The organism is Pseudonocardia sp. NPDC049154, assembly GCF_040648315.1.
Lineage (GTDB): Bacteria > Actinomycetota > Actinomycetes > Mycobacteriales > Pseudonocardiaceae > Pseudonocardia.
In genome coordinates, this window is sequence record NZ_JBEZDN010000056.1 from 17,834 (window position 1) to 40,156 (window position 22,323).

23 protein-coding genes, 2 tRNA genes and 1 pseudogene are annotated in these 22,323 nt (G+C 74.6%); 14 read left to right on the forward strand and 12 right to left on the reverse strand.

What is annotated here, in order from left to right; translation table 11 throughout:
- Positions 1-47: 47 nt before the first annotated feature.
- Together AB0B41_RS24295 and AB0B41_RS24300 are read right to left on the reverse strand one after the other, a co-directional pair.
- A complete protein-coding gene (locus AB0B41_RS24295) occupies positions 48-650 on the reverse strand; it encodes a hypothetical protein (RefSeq protein ID WP_358207052.1) in 603 nt (200 codons plus the stop codon).
- 622 nt (positions 651-1,272) lie between these two features.
- Positions 1,273-1,348: transfer RNA gene (locus AB0B41_RS24300), tRNA-Arg, on the reverse strand.
- 130 nt (positions 1,349-1,478) lie between these two features.
- On the opposite strand from AB0B41_RS24300, the gene AB0B41_RS24305 reads away from it, so the two are divergent.
- The gene (locus tag AB0B41_RS24305) at positions 1,479-2,651 is read left to right on the forward strand and encodes an MFS transporter (RefSeq protein WP_358207054.1); all 1,173 of its coding nucleotides are present in this window, start codon (positions 1,479-1,481) and stop codon (positions 2,649-2,651) included.
- A 185-nt stretch (positions 2,652-2,836) separates the two neighbouring features.
- On the opposite strand, the pseudogene AB0B41_RS24310 reads toward AB0B41_RS24305, so the two are convergent.
- Positions 2,837-3,538: pseudogene (locus AB0B41_RS24310) on the reverse strand (metallophosphoesterase); the annotation flags it as partial.
- Positions 3,539-3,883: 345 nt separating this feature from the next.
- Here AB0B41_RS24310 and AB0B41_RS24315 point away from each other — a divergent pair.
- Together AB0B41_RS24315 and AB0B41_RS24320 are read left to right on the forward strand one after the other, a co-directional pair.
- Positions 3,884-4,582 (forward strand): response regulator transcription factor, encoded by a 699-nt coding sequence (locus tag AB0B41_RS24315; RefSeq protein WP_358207056.1) that lies wholly within the window; start codon positions 3,884-3,886, stop codon positions 4,580-4,582.
- Positions 4,579-6,006 (forward strand): HAMP domain-containing sensor histidine kinase, encoded by a 1,428-nt coding sequence (locus AB0B41_RS24320; protein WP_358207058.1) that lies wholly within the window; start codon positions 4,579-4,581, stop codon positions 6,004-6,006. Before AB0B41_RS24315 ends, AB0B41_RS24320 begins: the two co-directional genes overlap by 4 nt.
- A gap of 1 nt (position 6,007) precedes the next feature.
- On the opposite strand, the gene AB0B41_RS24325 is transcribed toward AB0B41_RS24320, so the two are convergent.
- Positions 6,008-6,664: an SRPBCC domain-containing protein gene (locus AB0B41_RS24325; RefSeq protein WP_358207060.1), complete on the reverse strand. Its 657-nt coding sequence runs from the start codon at positions 6,662-6,664 to the stop codon at positions 6,008-6,010.
- A complete protein-coding gene (locus AB0B41_RS24330) occupies positions 6,661-7,320 on the reverse strand; it encodes a helix-turn-helix domain-containing protein (RefSeq protein WP_358207062.1) in 660 nt (219 codons plus the stop codon). Before AB0B41_RS24330 ends, AB0B41_RS24325 begins: the two co-directional genes overlap by 4 nt.
- Positions 7,321-7,464: 144 nt before the next feature.
- Here AB0B41_RS24330 and AB0B41_RS24335 point away from each other — a divergent pair, with 144 nt between their 5' ends.
- Together AB0B41_RS24335 and AB0B41_RS24340 are read left to right on the forward strand one after the other, a co-directional pair.
- Positions 7,465-8,811, forward strand: a complete 1,347-nt coding sequence (locus tag AB0B41_RS24335; protein ID WP_358207064.1) for a trypsin-like peptidase domain-containing protein — start codon at positions 7,465-7,467, stop codon at positions 8,809-8,811.
- 239 nt (positions 8,812-9,050) lie between these two features.
- A complete protein-coding gene (locus tag AB0B41_RS24340) occupies positions 9,051-9,548 on the forward strand; it encodes a MogA/MoaB family molybdenum cofactor biosynthesis protein (RefSeq protein ID WP_037047624.1) in 498 nt (165 codons plus the stop codon).
- Positions 9,549-9,624: 76 nt separating this feature from the next.
- Here the strand turns inward: AB0B41_RS24340 and AB0B41_RS24345 are convergent, their stop codons facing one another.
- Positions 9,625-10,200 (reverse strand): Rv0909 family putative TA system antitoxin, encoded by a 576-nt coding sequence (locus AB0B41_RS24345; protein ID WP_358207066.1) that lies wholly within the window; start codon positions 10,198-10,200, stop codon positions 9,625-9,627.
- A 95-nt stretch (positions 10,201-10,295) separates the two neighbouring features.
- Between AB0B41_RS24345 and AB0B41_RS24350 the strand changes: the two genes are divergently transcribed.
- Complete coding sequence (locus AB0B41_RS24350) at positions 10,296-10,469, forward strand: hypothetical protein (RefSeq protein ID WP_358207068.1); 174 nt, start codon at positions 10,296-10,298, stop codon at positions 10,467-10,469.
- Between the two features lie 37 nt (positions 10,470-10,506).
- Here AB0B41_RS24350 and mscL read toward each other — a convergent pair whose 3' ends face one another.
- From mscL to AB0B41_RS24370, 4 genes are all read right to left on the reverse strand, one after another.
- Positions 10,507-10,926 carry a large conductance mechanosensitive channel protein MscL gene (mscL, locus tag AB0B41_RS24355; protein WP_358207070.1) on the reverse strand — a complete coding sequence of 140 codons (420 nt, stop codon included), beginning with the start codon at positions 10,924-10,926 and terminating at the stop codon, positions 10,507-10,509.
- A 51-nt stretch (positions 10,927-10,977) separates the two neighbouring features.
- Entirely contained in the window at positions 10,978-11,661 is a 684-nt protein-coding gene (locus AB0B41_RS24360; protein ID WP_358207072.1) for an SAF domain-containing protein, read from the reverse strand.
- 96 nt (positions 11,662-11,757) lie between these two features.
- Entirely contained in the window at positions 11,758-12,081 is a 324-nt protein-coding gene (locus AB0B41_RS24365) for an FmdB family zinc ribbon protein (RefSeq protein WP_358207074.1), read from the reverse strand.
- Positions 12,082-12,132: 51 nt separating this feature from the next.
- Positions 12,133-12,819, reverse strand: a complete 687-nt coding sequence (locus tag AB0B41_RS24370; protein WP_358207076.1) for a 5-formyltetrahydrofolate cyclo-ligase — start codon at positions 12,817-12,819, stop codon at positions 12,133-12,135.
- A 34-nt stretch (positions 12,820-12,853) separates the two neighbouring features.
- Between AB0B41_RS24370 and AB0B41_RS24375 the strand changes: the two genes are divergently transcribed.
- The 6 genes from AB0B41_RS24375 to AB0B41_RS24400 all read left to right on the forward strand — a co-directional run bounded on the left by AB0B41_RS24375 (position 12,854) and on the right by AB0B41_RS24400 (position 18,079).
- Complete coding sequence (locus tag AB0B41_RS24375) at positions 12,854-13,741, forward strand: UTP--glucose-1-phosphate uridylyltransferase (RefSeq protein WP_037047620.1); 888 nt, start codon at positions 12,854-12,856, stop codon at positions 13,739-13,741.
- A gap of 4 nt (positions 13,742-13,745) precedes the next feature.
- Complete coding sequence (gene glp / locus AB0B41_RS24380) at positions 13,746-14,975, forward strand: gephyrin-like molybdotransferase Glp (protein ID WP_358207078.1); 1,230 nt, start codon at positions 13,746-13,748, stop codon at positions 14,973-14,975.
- Positions 14,976-14,980: 5 nt separating this feature from the next.
- Positions 14,981-15,643, forward strand: a complete 663-nt coding sequence (locus AB0B41_RS24385) for a GNAT family protein (RefSeq protein ID WP_358207080.1) — start codon at positions 14,981-14,983, stop codon at positions 15,641-15,643.
- Positions 15,644-15,843: 200 nt separating this feature from the next.
- Positions 15,844-17,193, forward strand: coding sequence for a gephyrin-like molybdotransferase receptor GlpR (gene glpR, locus AB0B41_RS24390; RefSeq protein ID WP_358207082.1), 1,350 nt, complete (start codon positions 15,844-15,846; stop codon positions 17,191-17,193).
- Between the two features lie 45 nt (positions 17,194-17,238).
- A tRNA-Ala gene (locus tag AB0B41_RS24395) sits at positions 17,239-17,314 on the forward strand.
- A 168-nt stretch (positions 17,315-17,482) separates the two neighbouring features.
- Positions 17,483-18,079: a hypothetical protein gene (locus AB0B41_RS24400; protein WP_358207084.1), complete on the forward strand. Its 597-nt coding sequence runs from the start codon at positions 17,483-17,485 to the stop codon at positions 18,077-18,079.
- A 108-nt stretch (positions 18,080-18,187) separates the two neighbouring features.
- On the opposite strand, the gene AB0B41_RS24405 is transcribed toward AB0B41_RS24400, so the two are convergent.
- Positions 18,188-18,802, reverse strand: a complete 615-nt coding sequence (locus tag AB0B41_RS24405; protein WP_358207086.1) for an XRE family transcriptional regulator — start codon at positions 18,800-18,802, stop codon at positions 18,188-18,190.
- Positions 18,803-18,908: 106 nt separating this feature from the next.
- Here AB0B41_RS24405 and AB0B41_RS24410 point away from each other — a divergent pair, with 106 nt between their 5' ends.
- Entirely contained in the window at positions 18,909-19,739 is an 831-nt protein-coding gene (locus tag AB0B41_RS24410) for a DMT family transporter (RefSeq protein WP_358207088.1), read from the forward strand.
- Between the two features lie 49 nt (positions 19,740-19,788).
- Here the strand turns inward: AB0B41_RS24410 and AB0B41_RS24415 are convergent, their stop codons facing one another.
- Positions 19,789-21,357 carry a phospholipid carrier-dependent glycosyltransferase gene (locus tag AB0B41_RS24415; protein WP_358207090.1) on the reverse strand — a complete coding sequence of 523 codons (1,569 nt, stop codon included), beginning with the start codon at positions 21,355-21,357 and terminating at the stop codon, positions 19,789-19,791.
- 93 nt (positions 21,358-21,450) lie between these two features.
- On the opposite strand from AB0B41_RS24415, the gene rsmI reads away from it, so the two are divergent.
- Positions 21,451-22,272, forward strand: coding sequence for a 16S rRNA (cytidine(1402)-2'-O)-methyltransferase (rsmI, locus tag AB0B41_RS24420; RefSeq protein ID WP_358207092.1), 822 nt, complete (start codon positions 21,451-21,453; stop codon positions 22,270-22,272).
- The last annotated feature ends 51 nt before the right edge of the window (positions 22,273-22,323 follow it).

Consider the following 22,323-nt stretch of genomic DNA (forward strand, 5'->3'; position numbering starts at 1 on the left):
CGGGGTTCGCACGCTCTCTTCGAGACCGTCCCCGCCGGGGACGGCGACTACCTCGACTTCCGCACCTTGGGCACCTTCACCGACGAGTAGGCGGACCTCACCCGGGCCGGGGATGCCCGCCGGGGCGTACCCCGGCGGGCAGAGTGGCTCAGACCTCGGCGGGTCACCCCGAGGATCAGGCGCTCCACGACGTCCGGAAGGCCTGCGGCGACGAATTCTCCCCAGGCGCTGATCAGGCCACCAAGGAGCAGCGGATCGCCGTCGCGACTGAAGCTCCGCGACATACCGAGTCCGCCTCTGCGCCTCTGCGCCTCCGGCGGCGCGGCGTTGCCGCCGGTGCGCGGGACGCTGTCGCGGATTGCGTCCATGATCCGTTCCAGGTCGCCCCTCGGCAGGCCGGTACCGTTGTGCTGCGAGTCGAGCTGCCGGTGGGCGTACGTGATGAGGTCGAGCGAAGCCGACACCGGCTCGTCCGCTCCCGCGACGTGGGTCGCGCGTGCGCGCCAGCCGTCGAGCTCGAGTCGGGTGAGATGGGAGTACAGGAGATCGTCGAGGTCCTCGGGGTCGTGGTGCTCCGTGATCCGGGCGAGCTCGGAGTCGAGCTCGTCGAGCCCGGCCCGGTACTCGGCCCAGCGTGTCGCGTCGACCATGGCGCATCGGTCGTGGATGCCGGCGACCGGGCCCGCAGCGTGTCGAGCGCGGTCCGGATACGTGCGCGGTGCGGACGCGGACCGGATGTCACCCCCGCGACGGCGGCGTCCACCTCGGTCAGGCGTTCGTCGATAGATCCTCAGCGTCGTCGCGCCGCCGCTGCCGTGGCCGAGGCGACCGGCGACGGTGCGGATGTCGACCCCTGCGGCCACTCGGAGGTCGCCGAAGACCGACGTGACGTAGAGCCGGATCAAGTCTTCGTAGCGCTCGCGGGTGGTCGGCTCGATCTTCGCCACCTCGAGCCATTGCCCGACGCGCGGCCGACCGTGATCGAGGACTTCGGGTGCCGGTTCTCGTCGACCTCGTGCTGCATGCGGGTGACGGCTCGTTCGGCCTCCGCCTCGGTCCGGACCGTCTCGGACAGGTACCGGCGCTTCCGGGTCAAAGGATCAGTCCCGCCGTAGACCCACGCGCGGAGGCTTCCGGACGGCAGTTCCTGCACGTAGCCACGGGCGCGACGACGGGGAGGCATGGATCAAGACTATGGCCTCGTTGATGACACGAATGACGGCACGAATCGCGATCATGGAACTCTGACTCAGCGAAACCGCTGGTCGGAGGTGGTGCCCCCGGCAGGATTCGAACCTGCGACACCCGCTTTAGGAGAGCGGTGCTCTATCCCCTGAGCTACGAGGGCTTGCGCGCAGCATCCTAACGGCGCCGTGCGCGGGCCGCGGGTGACCCGTCGAACACTCGCCGGAGCATGGGAAAGGCCTAGGCTGGAGGCTTCTGCTTTCTGCGTACGTAAGGGGGTCACCGTGCGGTCGGTGCGCGTCGCGCTGCTCGCGCTGGCGCTGGGGGCGTTCGCCCTCGGGACGGGCGAGTTCACCGTCATGGGGCTGCTCCCCGAGGTCGCCGGCGACCTGCAGGTGTCGATCCCCGAGGCCGGGCACCTCGTGTCGGCGTACGCGATCGGCGTGGTCGTCGGGGCGCCGCTGCTCATCGCGGCCGCGACCCGCCTGCCGCGGCGCCGGGCGTTGATCGTGATGATCGGGCTGTACGGCGTGGCGCACCTGCTGTCGGCCGTCGCGCCGGGCTACCACCTCGTGATGCTCGGGCGGTTCCTGTCCGGACTGCCGCACGGGGCGTACTTCGGCATCGCGGCGATCGTCGCGGGCTCGCTCGCGGCGCCGGACCGCCGCGCCCGGGCGATGGCCCTGATGTTCGCGGGCCTGACGGTCGCGAACATCGTCGGCGTCCCGCTCTCGACCCTCCTGGGTCAGCTCGTCGGCTGGCGGTGGACCTTCGCGGCCGTCGGCCTGATCGGCCTGGTCGCCGCCGTGGCGATCCGGTTCGTCGTCCCGGACGTCCGGCCGGAGGGCGGCCGCCCGCGCCTGGCCGACGAACTGCGGGCGCTGACCCGGCGCCCGGTGTGGCTGACCCTGCTCATCGCCGTCCTCGGCGGGGCGACGCTCTTCGCCAGCTACAGCTACGTCGCGCCGATGCTCACGGACGTCGCCGGCTACCCGGCCGCCGCGATCACGCTGCTGCTGGCGATGTTCGGCGTCGGCATGACGATCGGCAACGCCATCGGCGCACGGCTGGCCGACGTCGACCCGATGCGCGCGATCCGCCTGGTCCTGGCCGCCGACGCGGTCGTCGCGCTCGCGCTGGTCCCGGCGATGCACCATCCCGTCAGCGCGGCGATCGTGCTGTTCCTCTTCGCCGTCACGACCTTCTCGCTGATCCCCTCGGCCCAGCTGCGGATCATCGACGGCGCCGAGGGCGCCCCGCACATGGCCGCCGGCTCGATGCACGCCGCGTTCAACCTGGCCAACGCGCTCGGTGCCTGGCTGGGTGGTGCGGCCATCGCGCTGGGCTTCGGGCTGACCTCGCCCAACGTCGTCGCCGCCCTCCTCGCGCTCGCCGGCCTCGGCGTCGCGACGATCTCGGCGATGGTGGAGAAGCGGAGCGCGCAGCGGGAGCCGGTCGCCGCCTGACGGGCGCTGCGCAGGGTCAGCAGTGTGATCTCCGGAGGGGAGCCGACGCGCACCGGCGGACCCCAGAAACCCAGGCCACGGGTGACGTAGAGCCAGGTCCCGCCGACTTTCGTCAGACCGGCGAGAACGGGTTGGTCGGACAGCGCGACGTGGGTGAGCGGCGTGAGCTGCCCGCCATGGGTGTGCCCGGAGATCTGCAGGTCGACGCCGGCCCGCGCGGCCCGGTCGACCATCACCGGCTGGTGGGCGAGCAGTACGACCGGCACCGCCGGATCGCGTCCGGCGAGGGCGCGGTCGAGGTCGAACCTGTGCCCCGGGACGCCCGAGGCGGCGGCCGTGCGGTCGTCGCAGCCGGCGAGGTCGAGCGTCGCCGTGCCCCGCCGCACCGTCACCCGCTCGTTGCGCAGCACCCGGACCCCGAGCGTCGGCAGGAACTCCGTCCACTCCGTCGCGCCCGAGAAGTACTCGTGGTTGCCGGTCACGAAGTAGGTGTCGGCGACGAGGTCCCGCAGCGGCTCGGCGTGACCGCCGAGATCGGCCACCGGCCCGTCGACCAGGTCCCCGACGACGGCGACGACGTCCGGCCCGGCCGCATTGACCGTGGCGACGAACCCGCGCAGGTCCGCCCCGTCGACCAGCGGCCCGAGGTGGATGTCGGAGACGGCGGCGATCGTGAAGCCGTCGAACGCGGGATCGAGCCGGTCGAGCACGACCTCGCGCCGCTCCACCCGCGGCCGCCGGGCCTCGACCGCCCCGTAGGTCACGGTGCCGATCGCGACGACGCCCGCCGTGCCCGCGATCGCGCGGGCGAGGAACCGCCGTCGCTCGGGGTCGGGCCGCCCGGTCGCGCGCAGCACCAGGCGCACCACCTCGCCGATCACCAGCATCAGCGCGGCGTAGAGCGCGAGGGCGAACCAGAGGTAACCGACATGGTTCAGCGGTGCCGCCTGCTCGGCCGTCAGCACGCGCCGGGTGAGGAAGGCGCTCGCGGTGCACAGCCCGAGCACGGTGAGGACGACCGCGCCGATCACGCGGCCCTGCCGCGAGCGCACGGTGTCGCGCACGACGCGCAGGTAGAGGTACCCGTGCGTCAGGGCGAGGAGGGCGAGGAGGGCGAGGATGCCCGCGACGAAACCCACCCCGGGATCCACGCAGAGCGAATCGTCCGAACCGGACGAGCGTCACAGGGGCCTCTCAGACGCTTCTCAGAACGCCGCGCGAGACTGGCGGCCATGCGAATCCTCGTCGTCGACGACGACCGTGCGGTGCGCGAGTCGCTGCGCCGCTCGCTGGCCTTCAACGGCTACCAGGTCGATCTCGCGAGCGACGGGCTGGCCGCGCTCGAGGCCGTCGACACGCAGCGGCCGGACGCGATGGTGCTCGACGTGATGATGCCTCGGCTGGACGGTCTCGAGGTCTGCCGGCGCATGCGCGCGGCCGGCGACGAGCTGCCGATCCTCGTGCTCACCGCGCGCGACGCCGTGTCCGACCGGGTCGCGGGCCTCGACGCCGGTGCGGACGACTACCTGCCGAAGCCGTTCGCGCTGGAGGAGCTGCTGGCCCGGCTGCGCGCCCTGCTGCGGCGCCGGACCGTCGACGACATCGCGGCCGCCGCCGGGCAGTCGCAGGTGCTGGAGTTCTCCGACCTCTCGCTCGAGCCGGACACCCGTGACGTGCGCCGTGGCGAGCGGCCGATCAGCCTGACCCGCACCGAGTTCTCGCTGCTGGAGCTGCTGCTCTCGCACCCGCGCCGGGTGCTGACCCGCGCGCAGATCCTCGAGCAGGTCTGGGGCTACGACTTCCCGACCACGGGCAACGCGCTCGAGGTCTACATCGGCTACCTGCGGCGCAAGACCGAGGCCGAGGGCGAGCCGCGCCTGATCCACACCGTGCGCGGCGTGGGCTACGTCCTGCGCGAGACGCCGCCGTGACCGAGCGCGGGCACTGGCCCTCGGTCCGGGAGCGTCTCGACCGGGTCAGCCTGCGCGCGCGGATCGGCATCCTGGCCGCCGCAGTGGCAGCCGGCGTCGTCGTGCTGGTCTCGCTCGCCGCCTTCCTGATCGTGCGCCAGAGCATCCTGGAGACCCTGGACGACAACCTCTACCAGCGGGCCACGGCCGCGGCGCAGAGCGAGCTCGCCAAGCCCGAGCTGATCTCGACGATCCCGCCGGAGGTGCTGGGGGCCGGGGACATCCGCGTCGCGCTGGTCTACGGCTCGGGTTTCGCGCAGTCCGCCGAGGGGCCCGCCTCCGCCCCGCCGCTGAGCGACGCCGAGCTCGAGGTCGCCCGGGGCGACGAGGAGGACAGCTTCCGGACGGCGGCGGGGTACCGCGTCGTCGCGGTCGAGGCCGGCGAGGGCCGGGCCCTGGTGATCGCGCAGAAGCTCGACTCCACGCAGGCCGTGCTGTCCGAGCTGGCCACGGCGTTGCCGGTGATCGGCGGCATCGGCGTGGTGCTCGCCGCGTTCGCCGGCGTGGCCGTGGCCAGTGCGGGGCTCCGGCCGGTGCAGCGGCTCACCGCGGCCGCCGAGCGCGTGACGGCGACGGGGGAGCTGCGGCCGATCCCGGTGAGCGGGTCGGACGAGCTCGCCCGGCTCACGCAGAGCTTCAACGAGATGCTCGGTGCGCTGGCGGCGTCGCAGGAGCAGCAGCGGCGCCTCGTCGCCGACGCCGGCCACGAGCTCCGCACTCCGCTGACGTCGTTGCGCACGAACCTCGAACTGCTCGCGGCCGCCGACAGGCCGGGCGCCCCGACGTTGCCCGCCGAGGACCGCGAGGAGATGCTGGCCGACGTCCGGGCGCAGGTCGAGGAGCTCACCCAGCTGATCGGTGACCTCACCGAGCTGGCCCGGGAGGACGCGCCGGCCGTGCCCCGCGAGCCCGTCGAGATGACCGACGTCGTCGAGCGGGCCCTGGAGCGGGTGCGTCGGCGGGCGGGCGACCTCCGCTTCGACGTCTCCCTGGTGCCGTGGACGTTGGTCGGCGACCCCACCGCGCTCGAGCGGGCCGTGCTGAACCTGCTGGACAACGCCGTGAAGTGGAGCCCGCCCGACGGAACCGTCCGGCTGCGGATGGTGCCGCTCGACGACTGGACGATCGTCGTCGAGGTCGCCGACTCGGGCCCCGGCATCGCCGAGGCCGACCTGCCGCACGTCTTCGAGCGCTTCTACCGCGCCGACACCTCCCGCACGATGCCGGGCTCCGGGTTGGGGCTGGCGATCGTGCGGCAGGTGGCGGTGCGCCACGGTGGCGCGGCCTGGGCGGGCCGCGCGCCCGAGGGCGGCGCGCTGCTCTCGCTGCGGCTGCCCGGCCGTCGCGGGGACGTCCTGCCGCCCGAGGAGCGCGCCGCGGGCTGACTCAGCCCCGGACGGTGTCGGCGAACCAGCGCGTCCACTCCGCGGTCCTCGCGCCGACGTCGAGGCCCGGGGTGTAGTCGTGGTCCCCGACGGCGACGGGCATCCCGATCAGGGACCGCTCGTGGAAGCGGATCAGGGCGTCGGACGTGCGGATGCCGAGGTAGTGGTCGGTGCGCTTGTCGACCACACCGGAGGCGCCCAGGATCTCGACGATGTCGCCCTCCGCCGGATCGCCGAGGGCGGCGAGGATCCGCTTCCACGCCTCCGGTGTGTTCGGCGCCTCGGCCTCGACGTACGCCGCCGGGCGGCCGGGGAAGTGGCGCAGGTACTCGCCGAGGGTGAAGAGGTAGAGGTCCCAGCCGAAGCCGGTCATGGTCTCGAACTCGTCGCCCCAGTCGTCCTCCGCGATGCCGCTGTGGACGAACCGCAGCACCGTGCTGCTGCCGTCGCGCGCCTCGACGAGGTACTCGATCGCCTGGGTGCCGAAGCGCTGGACGAGCCGGTTCGGCGCGTCCTCCTCGATCTCGGCACCGGCCTCCTCCGGGTCGGAGGTCATGAACCACCCGGCCTGCCCCTCCGGCGTGGCAATCGCACGCCAGACCTCCTCGGGGCTCGCGGGCAGGACCACCTCGCGGCGGATCTCGAACGGGCGGCTCACGGCGACTCCTCGGTGCGTGTCGTGATCTCGGTGTCGGTCTGGCTGGCGGTCCCCGGCGCGGGATCGGCGTCCGGGAGGGCGGGATGGAGCGCGACGACGAGGCGGTGCGGGCGCCCGCCCGGTGCGGCCCCGTCGTGGTAGCGGGCGACGAGGGTGCTCACGGCTTCCCCGAGCTCGCGGGCGAACGCCGCCCGGTCGGCGGCGGTGGCGAACCGGACCTCGCCGTCGATCGCGAAGGTGGCCACCCGCCTGCGGCCGGCCCGGGTGATGAGCGTGCCGACCTCGCGGAGCAGCCGTGCGGCGAGGGCCAGCAGCCACTGTGCGGAGAGCCGGTCCGGGTCGCGCGCCGGGTCCGGCGCGACCAGCGCCCAGGCCTGCGGGGACACGACGTACGCGCTCGCGGTCGCCCGCAGCACGCGCTCGGTCATGTTGCCCTTGCGCCGCTCCTCCACCAGCTCGACGAGGCCGTGCGTCTCCAGAGCCCGCAGGTGGTAGTTCACCTTCTGCCTGGTCAGGCCCAGCTCGGCGGCGAGGGAGGTGGCCGAGCCGGGTTCGCGCAGGGCCCGCAGCAGCCGGGCACGGACCGGGTCGAGCGCGACCGCGGCGGCCGCCCCGTCCTGGATCACCGCGGTCCCGGCCGCGCCCCGGTTCGTCACGGCGACCACGCTGGCACCGACAAGAAATGTTGTCAAGGAGGGAGTTGTTGTCGGAGTCGCCGGGCGCACGGGCCGCACTCCCGCCTACCCTGTCGCGGCGGCGGCCGCGGACGCGCCCGTCGGAGCGAGGAGCACGGGACCCGGATGACCGACGACGAGCGCTCCGGCCACGGGGCCGGAGGGCGGCACGCCGCCGGGCGCACGCCCGACGAGACCTCCGAGGGGAGCGTGGGAGCGTCTCCGGACCCGGGGGACCCGGGGGAGCCGACCCCGCCGCAGGGTCTGCCCCTGCCCGACCCGCTGACCGACACCGGGCGGCACGCCCTGATCGAGCCGGACGAGGTCGCGCCCCCGCTCCCGCCGCCGGACCCGCTCGCGGCGCAGGCCGCGCCGGTCGCGCCGGTGGCGCCCGGGGACGTCCGATCCGGGCGCGTGCGCCGCTACGCCCCGCTGGCGGCCGCGGCCGTGGTCGTGGCGTTGCTCGCGGGGCTGGCCGGTGGCTGGATCGGCTGGACCCTCGCCGGTCAGAGCGTGTCCGCCGGCGCGCTCGGCCGGCCCCTGCCGCAGGCCGACCCGGCGTCCGCGCAGCTCACGCCGGTCGAGGCGGTGGCCGAGAAGGTGCTGCCGAGCGTCGTGCTGCTCAAGGTCGAGGGCGGCGGTCCCGGCGAGGACGAGGGCTCCGGCATCGTGCTCAGCCCGGACGGCCTCGTCCTGACCAACGACCACGTGGTGTCGGCCGCGGCCACGGGCGGCACGATCACCGCCCTGCTCCAGGACGGTCGCGCCTTCACCGGGCGGATCACCGGTCGTGACTCCGGCTCCGACCTCGCGCTCGTCCGGCTCGACGGCGCGGGCGGGCTCACCGCGGCGGACCTGGGGAACTCCGAGTCCCTGCGGGTCGGGCAGCAGGTCGTGGCGATCGGCGCGCCGCTCGGCCTCGACGGCACGGTCACCACCGGCATCGTCAGCGCGCTCGACCGTGCGGTCAGCGTCGGCGGCGAGCAGGGCGGGCAGGCGACGGTGCTCAACGCCGTCCAGCACGACGCTCCCATCAACCCCGGCAACTCCGGTGGTCCCCTGGTCGACCTGCAGGGCCGCGTGGTCGGGGTCAACTCGGCCATCGCCAGCACCGGGGGCAGCCAGGGCGGCTCGATCGGCGTCGGGTTCTCGATCCCGGTCAACCAGGCGCGGCGCGTCGCCGACGAGCTCAACCGCACCGGCCGCGCCACCCGCGCGGTCCTGGGGGTCACGGTCACCGGCGTCGGGCAGCCGGCGAGCGGCGGCGCCGTCGTGGGGCAGGTCACACCCGGTGGGCCTGCTGCCCAGGCCGGGCTCCATCCCGGTGACGTCGTGCTCCGGGTCGCCGACCGGCCCATCGCCGACGGTGACGAGCTGGTCGCGGCGATCCGCGACCACGAGCCCGGTGAGCAGGTCGGACTCACGCTCGCGGACCGTCAGGTCACCGTCACCCTCGCGGGCGAGCCGAGCTAGCTGCCGACCGGCCGATTGGGAAGAGTCAACCGGCGCAGATCCGGTCCGGGAGCGGCGCGCGGGGCGCATTTCGGGTCATGATGGAGGTGTCCGTGTCGTGGTGCCCCGCGACGCGGTCACAGGGTCCGCGTCGGTGCCGGCACCCCCTCCCAGCGCCGGCGCGGTCCCGCCCTGTCCGGGCGGGTACCGAACCCACCACCCGGGGCGCCCGCCGGTGCCGGGCCCACTACGGTGAGCGCATGGAGATGGCGACCCCGCAGCTCGGCCGTGCCCTCGTGGTGATCGTGGACGACCGGGTCAGCCATGGCGAGACCCAGGACCGCACCGGGCCGCTGGTCGCGGAGCTGCTCGAGGAGGCCGGCTTCGTGGTCGACGGCGCGGTCACCGTCCCGGGCGAGGCCGTCGCGATCCGCAACGCGCTGAACACCGCCGTGATCGGCGGCGTCGACCTCGTGATCACCGTCGGCGGCACCGGGGTGTCGCCGCGGGACGTCACGGCCGACGCCACCGCCGGCGTCCTCGACCGCCCGATCCCCGGCATCGCCGAGGCGCTGCGGGCCTCTGGGCTCGCCGCCGGCGCCGTCGACGCCGGGCTCTCCCGCGGGCTGGTCGGCATCTCCGGCAGCACCCTGGTCGTGAACCTGGCCTCCTCGCGCGCCGCGGTGCGGGACGGCATGGCCACGCTGTCGCCGCTGGTCACGCACGTGATCAGCGAGCTGTCGAGCCTCGACGCCTGACGCGCGCCGGCCCTCGACGGCTCGACGGCTCGACGGCGGCCCCTGGCCCCGGGCGACGCTGCCCGGGCGCGGGACGTCAGACGGACGGGGTCGTACCGGTTCCCGGCTTCGGCCCGGGCGCGTCGGAGGTCGAGGCCTCGGTGGACTCAGTGGCTGCCGTGGACCCGGTGGGCGCGGTCGGCGTCGGCGAGGGCGGGGCCGGGGTCGTCGGCTCCGCGGTCGCGGTCGGGGCGGCCGTCGCCGTGGTCGTCGCCGACCCGGGGGCGCCGCTCTGCTTGAGCGCGTCGCCGACCTTGCCCTTCACCGTGCCGATCTTGTCGCTGTACTTGTGCCCGGTGGCGTGGTCGACCTTCTCCGCCGCCTTCTCCACCAGCGGGCCGGCCTTCTCCCGCGCCTGCTCGGCGTAGGGCCCGGCCTTCTCCTTGGCCTTCGCGACGTACGGCGCCGCCTTCTCGGAGGCCTTGTCCAGGTACGGCCCGGCCTTCTCCTGTGCCTGGTGCAGGTACGGCCCGGCCTTCTCCTGCGCCTGGTGCAGGTACGGCCCGGCCTTCTCCTGCGCCTGGTGCAGGTACGGCTTGGCCCACTCCTGCGCCTGGCGCAGGTACGCCTTGACCTTGTCGAGAAGTTCCTCGGCCTTGTCCTGCAAGGTCATGGGGCTCCCCCTCCTGTTCGCCACCCGGTCACCCGGCGTCCACCGTCCAATGGTGGCACCGAACCGGCTCCGATGTGGCCTGGCAGCATGGGGGAATGGCCGAACTGCCGGATGGGGTGCGTCGCCGGCTCGCGGAGATCTTCGGCGACACGCTGCCCGACGTCACCCGGGACGAGCTCGACGAACCGCGCCCGGCCGACCGGGAGCGCGAGCGGGACGAGGAGTGGTACCGGGCGAACCGCCCGCCGCACCACGACCAGGACCGGTAGGCCTCCTCCGCGGGTCCCGAGCGGGTCGGGGCCGGGATCAGGCCTGGTGACGGCCGTTGCTGCTGGAGTTGGTCTGCGCCTTGAGCAGGTCGCGGATCTCGGCGAGCAGCTCGACGTCCGTCGACTCCGCGGGACCCGGCTCCTCGCCCCGCTTGCGGCGGTTCTTGATCGTCTGGATCGGCAGCACGAAGACGAAGTAGACGATCGCCGCGACGATGAGGAAGTTGATCGCCGCCGCGATGACCTCGGAGAAGTTGATCAGGGTGCTGGGCTTGTCGGCCTGCAGCTGGACGCCGAGCGCCGGGACGTCCGGCGGCGTGATGGCGTTGAGCAGCGGCTGGATGATGCTGCTCGTGAACGCCGTGACGATCGCGGTGAACGCGGCGCCGATGACGACCGCGACCGCGAGGTCCACGACGTTGCCGCGCAGGATGAAGTCCTTGAAGCCCTTGAGCACGGTTCGGTTCCCCTCCGGTGACCGACGGGTCTGCTGACGTGATCACTACCGTCAACGGAGGGTAACGGCGACCTGATCGGAGAGCGACGCGGCCGCCACGCGCGTCGCGAGGTCCCGCGGCAGCGCGACCAGGGCCGATCGGCCGCGCGCGCTGCTCCCGGCGGGGGTGCCGCCGGGCTCCAGCACGGTCAGGACCACCGCGGAGTCGGCCAGCACTGCCGGTTCGCCGCCCTCGGGTGCGGCCGCGACGACGTCCACCCGGACACCGGGTGTGAGCAATGCCGCAACGTCCGGGTCGGCCAGGCGGACCGGCACCGCGGCGGCGTCGGGCAGGCCGGTGGCGGCCGCGGCCAGGGTGGCGCCGGCCAGGCGGAGATCGGTGAGGGGCTCGCCGGCGCGCAGGGCACCGGCCAGGACGCGGCCCTCGGCCGCGGCGACGCCGACGGCGCCGGCGGGCACGAGTTCGGCGGGCCAGGTCGCCAGGGTCAGGTCCGCCGCGGCGACCACGCTGCCCGGCGCCAGGTCCCGGGCGGCCACGACGACCTCGGTCGTGCTGTCGCCCCCGGGGGACAGGGCGAGCACGGCGGCGACGGCCACGAGCACACCCGCGAGGCACCGGCGGACCAGCACTGCACGGCGCCAGCTCGCCCTGCCGAGGAAGGCCGCCACGGTCTCGACCGGGGACGTCCCGCCCGCGCTGCCGCCCGGCCCTTGTCGGGCGCGTCGCTCTGCCATGCCCGCGACGCTAGGCCGGGCACGCAGTGATCCGGGCCGAATCGCAGGCCTGTGGATGAACGGGGCGGGGTGTGGACAACTCCCGCCCCGGAGGGCTCAGGACGCGGCCGCGGCGGGGGCGCTGGTGGACGATGTGCCGGAGTCGGACTTCGAACCCGACCCGGAGTTCGACTTCACGGACGAGGACTCCGAGGAGGAGCTCGCGCCGTCCGAGGAGCTCGAGGAGCTCACGCTGCTCGAGCCGGACCGGCTGTCGGTCCGGTAGAAGCCGCTGCCCTTGAACACGATCCCGACCGAGGAGAAGACCTTGCGCAGCTTGCCGCCGCAGGCCGGGCACTCGGTCAGCGCGTCGTCCGAGAAGGACTGCACGGCCTCGAGCCGGTGGTCGCAAGCGGTACAGGCGTACTGGTAGGTCGGCACGTGATCCTCCGGAAACTGGCACTCTGTATGAGCGAGTGCCAGCATAACCCGTCAGCCCCGTCCGTTGTTCCCCGTCACGACGGTCCCGGGAGTCGGCAGCACCACACCCGTGACCGGGCGGTCGTGCGGGTCGACCGGTACCTCGTCGAGCAGCTCGCCGTCGTGCAGCAGCGCCACCACCGGCACCCCCGCCGGCACGGCGCCGAGCGTGCGGTCGTAGTAGCCGCCGCCCCGGCCCAGCCGTCGCCCGGTCCGGTCCGCCGCCAGCGCGGGCACCAGGACCAGTACCGCCGTGCGCAGGGCGGCCGGTCCGAGCCGGGGCGTGGTCGGTTCGCGCAGCCCGAGCGGGCCGGGGCCGAGGGAGTCCGGGCCGGTGTACGCGGCCCAGTCCAGCGGCCCGGGCCGGGGCGGGACCACCGGCAGCAGCACCGAGCGGCCGGCCGCGCGCAGCCCGTCGAGCAGCGCGACCGAGCCGGGTTCGGCACCGATCGGCAGGTACGCGCACACCGGGCCGTCGCGCAGCTCCTGGGCCAGCTCCAGCACGTGGCCGCGGAGATCCTCCGCCGCGGCGGCGCGCTGCTCCGCCGTGAGCGCGCGGCGGGCCCGCAGCAACCGGGCGCGCAGCGCGGCCTTCCGCCGGGCGACGTCGGGGGCCGGAGTGCCGTCACCCGGGGTCGCCCCGACCGGGGTCGCGGCCGCGTGGGCACCCGGTTCGGGGCCCGTTTCACGCTCCAGCACCCGTCCACGCTAACGGCGCCGATAGGCTCGCGGGATGAGCCAGCCCTCCGTCCTGCGCTCGGCCGTCGTCCCCGCCGCCGGCCTGGGCACGCGTTTCCTCCCGACGACCAAGGCCGTGCCGAAGGAACTGCTGCCGGTCGTCGACACCCCGGGCGTCGAGCTGATCGCCGCCGAGGCCGCCGAGGCCGGGGCACAGCAGCTGCTGATCGTCACCTCGCCGGGCAAGGAGTCCGTCGCGGGGTACTTCGAGGCCGCGCCCGACCTGGAGAAGACCCTCGAGGCCCGCGGCAAGGAGGCGCTGCTGGAGAAGGTGCAGCGCGCGCCGGGCCTGATCGAGGTCAAGACCGTCTACCAGTACGAGCCCAAGGGGCTCGGGCACGCGGTGGCCCAGGCCGAGCAGGCCCTGGCGGAGGACGAGCAGGCGATCGCGGTCCTGCTGCCGGACGACATCGTGCTGCCCACCGGCGTCCTCAACCGGATGATCGAGGTGCGCGCCGAGAAGGGCGGCAGCGTCCTGTGCGCCTTCGACATCCCGAAGGAGGAGATCTCGCCCTACGGGGTGTTCGACGTCAGCGACACCGGCGACCCGGACGTCAAGCAGGTGCACGGCATGGTGGAGAAGCCCTCCGCCGAGGAGGCGCCCTCGACCTTCGCCGCGGCGGGCCGGTACGTGCTGGACCGGGCGATCTTCGACGCGCTCCGCCGGATCGAGCCCGGCGCCGGCGGCGAGCTGCAGCTCACGGACGCGGTGCAGCTCCTCATCGACGAGGGCCACCCGGTCCACATCGTGGTCCACCGGGGCGGCCGGCACGACCTCGGCAACCCGGGTGGCTACGTCCGTGCGTTCGTCGACTTCGCCCTCCAGCACCCGGACTACGGCGCGTCCTTGCGCACCTGGCTGCAGGAGCGCCTGGAAAACTGACGCCGTGCGGAGTGTCGACGAGCAGCTCAAACGCGTTCTGGAGATCGCGGTCCGGCCTGCGCCCGTGCGCGTGGCGATCTCCGACGCCCAGGGTCTGCGCAGCGCCGAAGAGGTCGTGACCTCCCGCGCCCTGCCCGGGTTCGACCAGGCCGCGATCGACGGCTACGCCGTGCGCAGCGTCGACGTCGTGGGCGGCAGCGAGGCCGAGCCCGTCGGGCTGCCCGTCGTGGGCGAGATCCCGGCCGGCTCGCGTCAGCCGCTGCGGCTGCAGCCCGGGCAGGCCGTCCGGGTCAGTGCGGGCGCGCCGCTGCCGACGCTGGCCGACGCCGTCCTGCCGATCGCGCACACGGACGGCGGCTCCGCGCGCCTGCAGGTCACGCGAGGTGTGCCGTCGGCCGCGTACGTGCGCCGGGTCGGCGAGGACATCCAGCCGGGCGACGTCGCCGTCCGCCGGAACGACGTGATCCGCGCGGCCCAGGTCGCGCTGCTCGCCGCCGCCGGCCGGGACAAGGTGCTGGTCCACCCGCGCCCGCGGGTCTCCGTCGTCTCGATGGGCGACGAGCTGGTCGACGTCTCGCGCCCGGCCTCGGCGGGGCACGTGCCCGACGTCAGCTCCTACGCCCTCGCGGCCGCCGCGCGCGAGGCCGGCGCCGAGCTCCCGCGCCCGCCGCGGCTGGTCCGGTGCGACGCACGCGAGCTGCGGTCGGCGGTGGAGGACATGCTGCCGTTCAGCGAGGTCGTGGTGGTGTGCGGCGGCGCGGGCGGCAACGCCGGCGCCGAGGCCAAGGCCGCGTTCACCGGGCTGGGCGAGATCGACACGACCCGGGTGGCGATGTCGCCGGGGTCGTCGCAGGCGTTCGGCCGGCTCGGGCGGGACGCGGTGCCCACCTTCCTGTTCCCGTCGAGCCCGGCCACCGCGCTGGTGCTGTTCGAGGTGTTCGTCCGGCCGCTGATCCGGCTCGGCCTCGGCATGCCGGACCCGTACCGCCGGCTGGTGTCCGCGCGGCTGACCTCGCCGGTGTCGTCGCCCCACGGGCGGCGCTCCTACCTGCGCGGGCGGCTGCTGCGCGAGGTCGCGTCGGGGGACTACCTCGTGCAGCCCCTCGCCACCGGAGGCACGCACCTGCTGGCCACGCTCGCCGAGGCCAACGCGCTGATCACGGTGCCCGAGGAGAGCACGGACGTCACGGTGGACGAGCGCGTCGACGTCAGCCTGCTCTCCGCACGCCGGTAGCCCCGGTGGCCCACACGCTGCCCGAGTACGCCGGGCGTCACCCCGGCTGGCCGGCGCGGCTCGGACCGCTGACGGTCTCGGGTGGGCGGGTCGAGCTCCGCCCGGTCAAGCTCTCGGACGGCTCGGCCTGGTCGGAGATCCGGATCCGCGACCAGCAGCACCTCGTCCAGTGGGAACCGTCGACCCCGGGTGGCTGGGCCCGGCGGAACTCGGCGGGAGAGTGGCCCGGCCGCTGGTGGCTGCTGCGCTCGGCCGCGCGACGTGGGGCGGCACTGCCGTTCGCGATCACCCTCGACGGCCGGCTCGTCGGCCAGGTGATGATCGGCAACGTGGTGCGCGAGCCGCTGCTCTCGGCCTACGTCGGCTACTGGTGCGACGCGCGGGTCACGAACAAGGGCGTCACGACGGCGGCAGTGGCGCTCGCCGTCGACCACTGCTTCGGGCCGGTGGGGCTGCACCGCCTGGAGGCGACCGTGCGCCCGGAGAACGGGCCGAGCCTGCGGGTGCTCACCAAGCTCGGCTTCCGCGAGGAGGGGCTCTTCCGCCGCTACCTCGACGTCGACGGGGCCTGGCGCGACCATCTCTGCTTCGCGCAGACCGTCGAGGAGCTGCCGCCGGGCGGTCTGGCGGCGCGGTTGGTCGCGGAGGGGCGGGCCTCCCGGGCCTGATCTCCCCCGACGGGTGGTGCGGGGCGCCCGGAACGGTGCGTCGTCGCGGGCAGTGCTCACCGGTGCACCATCCGTCACAACCGTCCCGGGGGAATCAGTGAACCCGTGCGTGATGACGGCGCGTCGCTGGCCGGATCCCACGTTCGTGCTCACTACCGTGGGGAGTCCGGGCGTGATCTTGGCTCCGGCCGCCGGAGGGGATGCGTCTCGACTGCGCCGTTCGGGGGGAGGAAGCAGCCGTGCCCAGCTCGCTGATCTTCGCGGGTCTCGTGGTGATCTGGCTGCTCATCCTCGTCCCGGCGGTCGCGCGGCGTCAGCAGGAGGTCGTGCGGCCCAGTCCGGCCGCGCTCTCCGGCCGGGTGCTCGCGCGGCCCGTGCGGCACCGGACCCTGGAGGTGTACGGGATGGACACGGACGACGAGCGGGCCGCCGGCACTCTCGCGACGAGCACCGGACCCGGCCCGGAGACCCGTGTGCCCGCCGCCCGCGAGGCCGCCCGCGAGGAGCGGGAGGGGCCCGCGGACCACGAGGAGCGGGATGCGGCCGACGACCGGGACGACCAGGACATCCGCGACGACCACGACGACCGCGACCACGACGGGTACGCGGACGACGAGGCCGAGGCCCGCGGGTACGAGGCCGACGGGTACGAGGCCGACGACGAGCGCGACCTCGACGGCTCGACCGCCGGCGACCCGGACGAGGGCTACGCCGCCGCGGGCTACTACTCCTGGGACGAGGAGGACCGGGACCGCGACGGCGGGGGTGTCGCCCCGGCCCGCACCGAGCCCCGCGACCACGCCGCGGCCGACGAGCGGCGCTGGGAGCGCCCGCCCGCCGCCTTCCGCCCCGGCCGCGGCGGGTTCGACCCCGAGGCCGCCGCCCTGGCCGCCCGCGCCCGCTACGCCTTCCGCCAGCGCGTGGTGATCGGGCTGCTGGTCCTGGCCGTGGTCACGGCGGGCGTCGCCCTGCTGGTGCTGCCGGCCATCTGGTGGGTGCACGCCCTGGTCGACTTCACGCTCGTCGGCTACCTGGTCTACCTGCGCCGCCAGGTGCGCATGGAGGAGGCGATCCGCGCCCGCCGGGCGGCCCGGATGGCCGGCACCCGCCGTCCGTCCGCCGCCGACGACCCGGCCCTCGACGAGTGGGCTCGACGCGGCCGCGACGTCGCCGGCGCCCCGCGGGACGTCCACGAGGACGAGCACGACGAGGACTACGACGACGAGTCCGACGGCGGGGCCGACGCCGAGCACGCGGGCGACGCCGAGGGGGACGAGGACTGGACCGCCGACGACGGCGAGCCGGACCGGGTCCGCGGCACCGGCGAGCCCGTCGGGGTGCTCCCGGCCACGCGCCGCACGGTCGACGGCGACTCCGCCGACGCCGGGTTCGAGCCCGCCTTGCCGCGCCTCCAGCCGGCCCCGCCGCCCCCGCTGCCTGCGGGAACGGAGCTGGTCGACGTCGACGAGGACGACGAGGACCTGCCGCTCGACACCGAGGCGGGCCTGCGCGGACCCGCAGGGGCCTACCGCCGTGCAGCCGGTGAATAGCGGCTGATATGGTTCCTCCTGCACGGCCGGAAGGCCTGCAGGCCTGGGGCTGTAGCGCAGTTGGTAGCGCGTCTCGTTCGCATCGAGAAGGTCAGGGGTTCGATTCCCCTCAGCTCCACCACCATCATCGACCCGGCCCGGGCGGATCTCCGCCCGGGCCGTCGTCGTCTCCGGAGCCGGTCGGGAAGGCGTCCCCGGTTCGGTCGGGAGGCGTCCCCGAGGGGCGGTCCCCCGAGCCGGTCGGCGAGGCGTGCCGGGCCGCCGGATCGCGGCGGGCATCCTGGGCGGCATGACCGCCGCCGCGCCACCCCGCCGGATCCGGCACCGCGTCCTCGCGATCGTGGTGCTGGTGGTCGCGCTGCTCGCCGCGGCGGCCGTGGCGGACCCCTTCCACCTGCTGCTCGCGCCCTGGTACGCGGGGGTGCTGGTCGGGCTGACAATCCTGCTGCTGACGGTGTGGGCGGCGCTGCAGGCGCGGCGCACGGGGTGGCGGATCGCGATCGCTGCGGCCGGGGTGCTGGTCATCGCGGTGTGGGCGGTGCTGACCTGGGCGTCGATCGTGTTCTCGCCCGGCCTCGCGACGATCCGGGAGGTCCCCGGCCCGCCGGGCTCCCGGGTGCGGCTCGCGCTGGTGGAGACGAGGACCTTCGCGGCGGACGGCCCGGCGTACTCGGTGCGCGCCCGTGCGGGCAGCGGCCCCTTCCTCCAGGACTCGCCGGTGTGGGTGGGGCTGAGCCAGGGTGTGCCGCCCGCGGAGCTGCGGTTCGTGGACGACCGGACCGTCGAGGTCGTCCCGGCCCGGGGCTGCGGCTACCGCTCGACGCTGGATCCGGTGACCCTCGCCGTCGACCGGGTGCACCGACCGTTGCGCCTCGACGGCTGTTGAGCTGAGGGGCGATGGTCGCGGGCCCGTCGTGTAGGTCGGCCCGGGGCTGTGCGCCCGCCTGCTCGGACGGCACCGCCACGCCGCTCGCCGGGGAACCGTGCCGTCCGGTCAGTCCGGCTCGGCGGGCGCGATCGCGGTCGGCGGGACCAGCCCCGCGTCGCCCGGCTGCAGCACGACCATCGTGAACCGCACCGGTCCCTCGCCCGCGCCGGAGTAGCGATGCGGCACGTGGGCCTGGAACATCACCGTGTCGCCCTCGCCGAGCTCGTGCTCGACGGCTCCCACCCGCAGCCCGAGCCGGCCGCGCAGCACGGACAGGACCTCCGCGGTGCCGATGGGATGGGCCTCGCCGTCGAACGCGTCGCCCGGCTCGAGGGTCCAGTCCCAGAGCTCGACGACGTCGGGCGGGTCGGTCCCGATCCGGAACACCGCGGTGCTCCCGGCCTCGCTGCTCCACAGCGGTACGGCCTGCTCCGCCCGCCGGACGACGACGCGGGGCGTGGCGTCGCGGTCGACCAGGGATGTCACGCCGACCCGCAGGGCCTCGGCGAGGTGCACGAGCGTGCCGATGCTGGGGTTGCCGCGCGCGGTCTCGATCTGGATCACCGTGCCGCGGCTGACCCCGGACGCTGCGGCGAGCGCGTCGATGGTCATCCGTCGCTGCTGGCGGAGCGCACGGACGTTGCGGCCGATCGCGGTGGCGACGTCGTCGGGGGACTGCACCGATCCATTCTGCCGTACCTCCAGGGATACTCGGTTGTACTTCCCCGGAGTGGTCCGTACAGTTCAGTGTCGTGTCCCCGCTCGTCCAGTTCGCTGTACCCCGCTGATGGCCGCCGGTCTCGCCGCGCCCTCGGCCCTGCTCTCGGCCGCCACCTACGGCTTCGCCGACTTCGCCGGCGGGCTCGCCGCCCGCCGCGCCCCCGTCCTCACCGTGACCGTGGTCGCCCAGATCGCCGGGCTGATCGCACTCTTCCCCGGGCTCCTGCTGGTCCCCGGCAGCCTGAGCGTCCCGGCGGCCTGGATCGGCGCCCTGGCCGGGCTCGCGGGCGCCTCCGGGCTCCTGCTGTACTTCCGCGGCCTCGCCGTGGGGCCGATGGGCACGGTCGCGCCGCTCTCCGCCGTCGTCGCGGCCGGGCTGCCGCTGCTGGTCGGCATCCTCGGCGGCGAGCGTCCCGGGCCGTGGACGATCGTCGGGATGCTGGTCGCGCTGGTCGCGATCGTGCTGGCCACCACCGGTTCCCGACGCGAGCGGGCCGCGCTGCACGGCGTGCTGCTCGGCCTGGCGTCCGGTGCGGGCTTCGGCCTGTTCTTCGTGATCCTCGACGCCACCCCGGCCGACTCGGGCCTCTGGCCGCTGGTCTTCGGGCGTATGGCGTCGGTGGCGTTGCTGCTGGTCCTCACCGCCGTCCGGCGGCCGGGCCGGCCGGGCGGTCTCCGGCTGATGGTCGCCAGCGGAGTGCTCGACTCCGCGGCCAACGTCTTCTTCCTGCTCGCCACCCGGATCGGCGCCCTGGGCGTGACGTCGGTGATCGTGGCGCTCTACCCGGTCGCGGTCGTGCTGCTGGCCCGGGCGATCCTGCGCGAGCGCCTCACGGCCGTGCAGCTGGTGAGCGTGGTGCTGGCGGTGGGCGCGAGCGTCACCCTGGCGGCCGGCTGAGGTCGTGAGCGGCGATGGTCGCCATAGCAGCTATCGCCACTCACGGGGGTCAGCGCCAGGACGGCAGCCACAGCTCGGCCTGCCAGTGCTCGGGCGTGATCGGCAGCCCGACGAGGATGGGCCAGAGCCAGGCGAAGTTGGCCACCACCGCGCCGACCCACAGCCCGACGACGAGCAGGCCGGTGCGCCGTCGTTCCGACCCGGCCCGGCGGGCCCGGCCCAGGATGTCGCCCATGACGAGCACGGTGGCCAGCACCAGGAACGGCGCCACCGGCGTCATGTAGAAGAAGTACATCTGCCGGTCGATGTTGACGAACCACGGCAGGAACCCGGCCGCGTAGCCGACGAGGACCGCGGCGTAGCGCCAGTCGGCGCGGGTGACCGTGCGCCAGATCCCCCAGGCCAGGACCGGGATCGCCGGCCACCACAGCGCCGGCGTGCCGACCAGCATCACGGCGCTGGTGCACTCGGTGGCGTCGCAGCCGTCGACCGACGCGCTCGACTCGTAGTAGTAGAGCATCGGGCGCAGGCCCATCGGCCAGGTCCAGGGCTTCGACTCCCACGGGTGCGGGTGCCCCACCGGGGTGTCCAGGCTCTCGTGGAACTGCAGCACGTGGCCGCTGTAGTACCAGAGCGAGCGCAGGGCGGCGGGCACGACCGACCAGGGCCCGCCGGTCCCGACCTGGTTGCCGACGGCGTGCCGGTCGATCCCGACCTCGCTGCCGAACCAGGCCCACCAGCAGCTCAGGTAGGTCAGCACGGGCACCACGAGCAGCGCCCACAGCGCCGGGGCGAGGTCGCGGCGCAGGGCTCCCACCCAGGGCCGCGCGACACCGGCCGCGCGCCGCGCCGAGACGTCCCAGAGCACGACGAGCACGCCGAAGAACGCGACCCAGTACAGCCCGGACCACTTCACCCCGCAGGCCAGGCCCAGCAGCACCCCGGTGACCAGCCGCCACCAGCGCACGCCCAACGCCGGGCCGAAGGGGGAGTCGCCGATCCGATCCGCGACGGACGCGAGCCGCTCCCGGACGTCGTCGCGGTCCCGGACGAGCGTGCAGAAGGCGGCGAGCACGAAGAAGGCCTGGAAGACGTCGAGCATCCCGACCCGGGACTGCACGTGCGACACGCCGTCGCAGATCAGCAGCACCCCGGCGATCCCGCCGAGCAGGGTCGAGCGGGTGAGCCGGCGCGCGACCCGCACGATCATGAGGATCATCAGCGTGCCGCAGAAGGCCGCGGCCACCCGCCAGCCCACCGAGTCGTAGCCGAACAGCCATTCCCCGAGGGCGATCAGCTGCTTGCCGAGCGGCGGGTGCGCGACGAGCTCGTAGCCCGGGTTGTCCTCGACGCCGCCGTTGCGCAGCATCTGCCAGGCCTGCGGCACGTAGTGCTTCTCGTCGAAGACGGGGGTGCCGGAGTCCGTGGGGTAGCCGAGCCCGGCGAACCGCAGGACCCCGCCCAGGACGGCGAGGGTGATCGCGAGCAGCCAGCCGCGGGCGGTGTCGGTGGGCGGCGGCGGCCCGAGCCGGACGACGGGATCCGGCTCCGGGGAACGCAGCGGCGGCGGCGTGCCGACGGTGACGGCCCCCGTGACCTCCGGTTCTCCGTCGTCCACCACCCGGTCGGTCCGCACGGAACCCCTCGGGCCCCCAGCGGTCCCGGCCCGCGCCCCGATCGGCTCCACCGGCCCGATCGTAGGCTCAGGGGCATGCTCGTTCTCGCCGCCACCCCGCTGGGCGACGCCCGGGACGCCTCGGTCCGGCTGCGGGAGGCGATCGCCACCGCCGACGTCGTCGCGGCCGAGGACACCCGGCGGTTCCGGGCGCTCGCCGCCGCACTCGACGTCCCGGTGCGGGGCACCGTGCTCAGCCACTACGACGCGGTGGAGACGGCCCGGCTGCCCCGCCTGCTCGACGACGTCCGGGTGGGGCGGACCGTGCTCGTCGTGACCGACGCGGGGATGCCGGCGGTGTCGGACCCCGGGTACCGGCTGGTGGCGGCCGCGGCGGCGGAGGACCTGCCGATCACCTGCCTGCCCGGCCCGTCGGCGGTGACGACCGCGCTCGTCCTGTCCGGCCTGCCCTGCGACCGGTTCTGCTTCGAGGGCTTCGCGCCGCGCAAGGGCGGCGAACGCTCGCGCTGGCTGGCGCAGCTGGTGAGCGAGCCCCGCGCCGTCGTGTTCTTCGAGTCCCCGCACCGGCTCGGCGAGACGCTCCGGGCGGCCGTCGAGGTGTTGGGCCCGGACCGGGCGGCCGCGGTGTGCCGGGAGCTGACGAAGACCTACGAGGAGGTCCGCCGGGGCCCGCTCGCCGAGCTGGCGGAGTGGGCGCAGGGCGAGGTGCGCGGCGAGATCACCGTGGTGCTCGCCGGGGCAGCCCCCACCGAGGCCCCGCCCGTCGAGTCCCTGGTGCCGGCGGTGCAGGAGCGGGTGGCCGAGGGCGAGCGGCTCAAGGACGCGGTGGCCGCGGTGGCGCAGGCCGCCGGCGTGCCCAAGCGGGAGCTCTACAACGCGACCCTGCAGTCCTCGTGAGTGGGGGTTTTTTGTGTTTGGTGTATAGGGAAAAAACCGGTAGATTTGTCG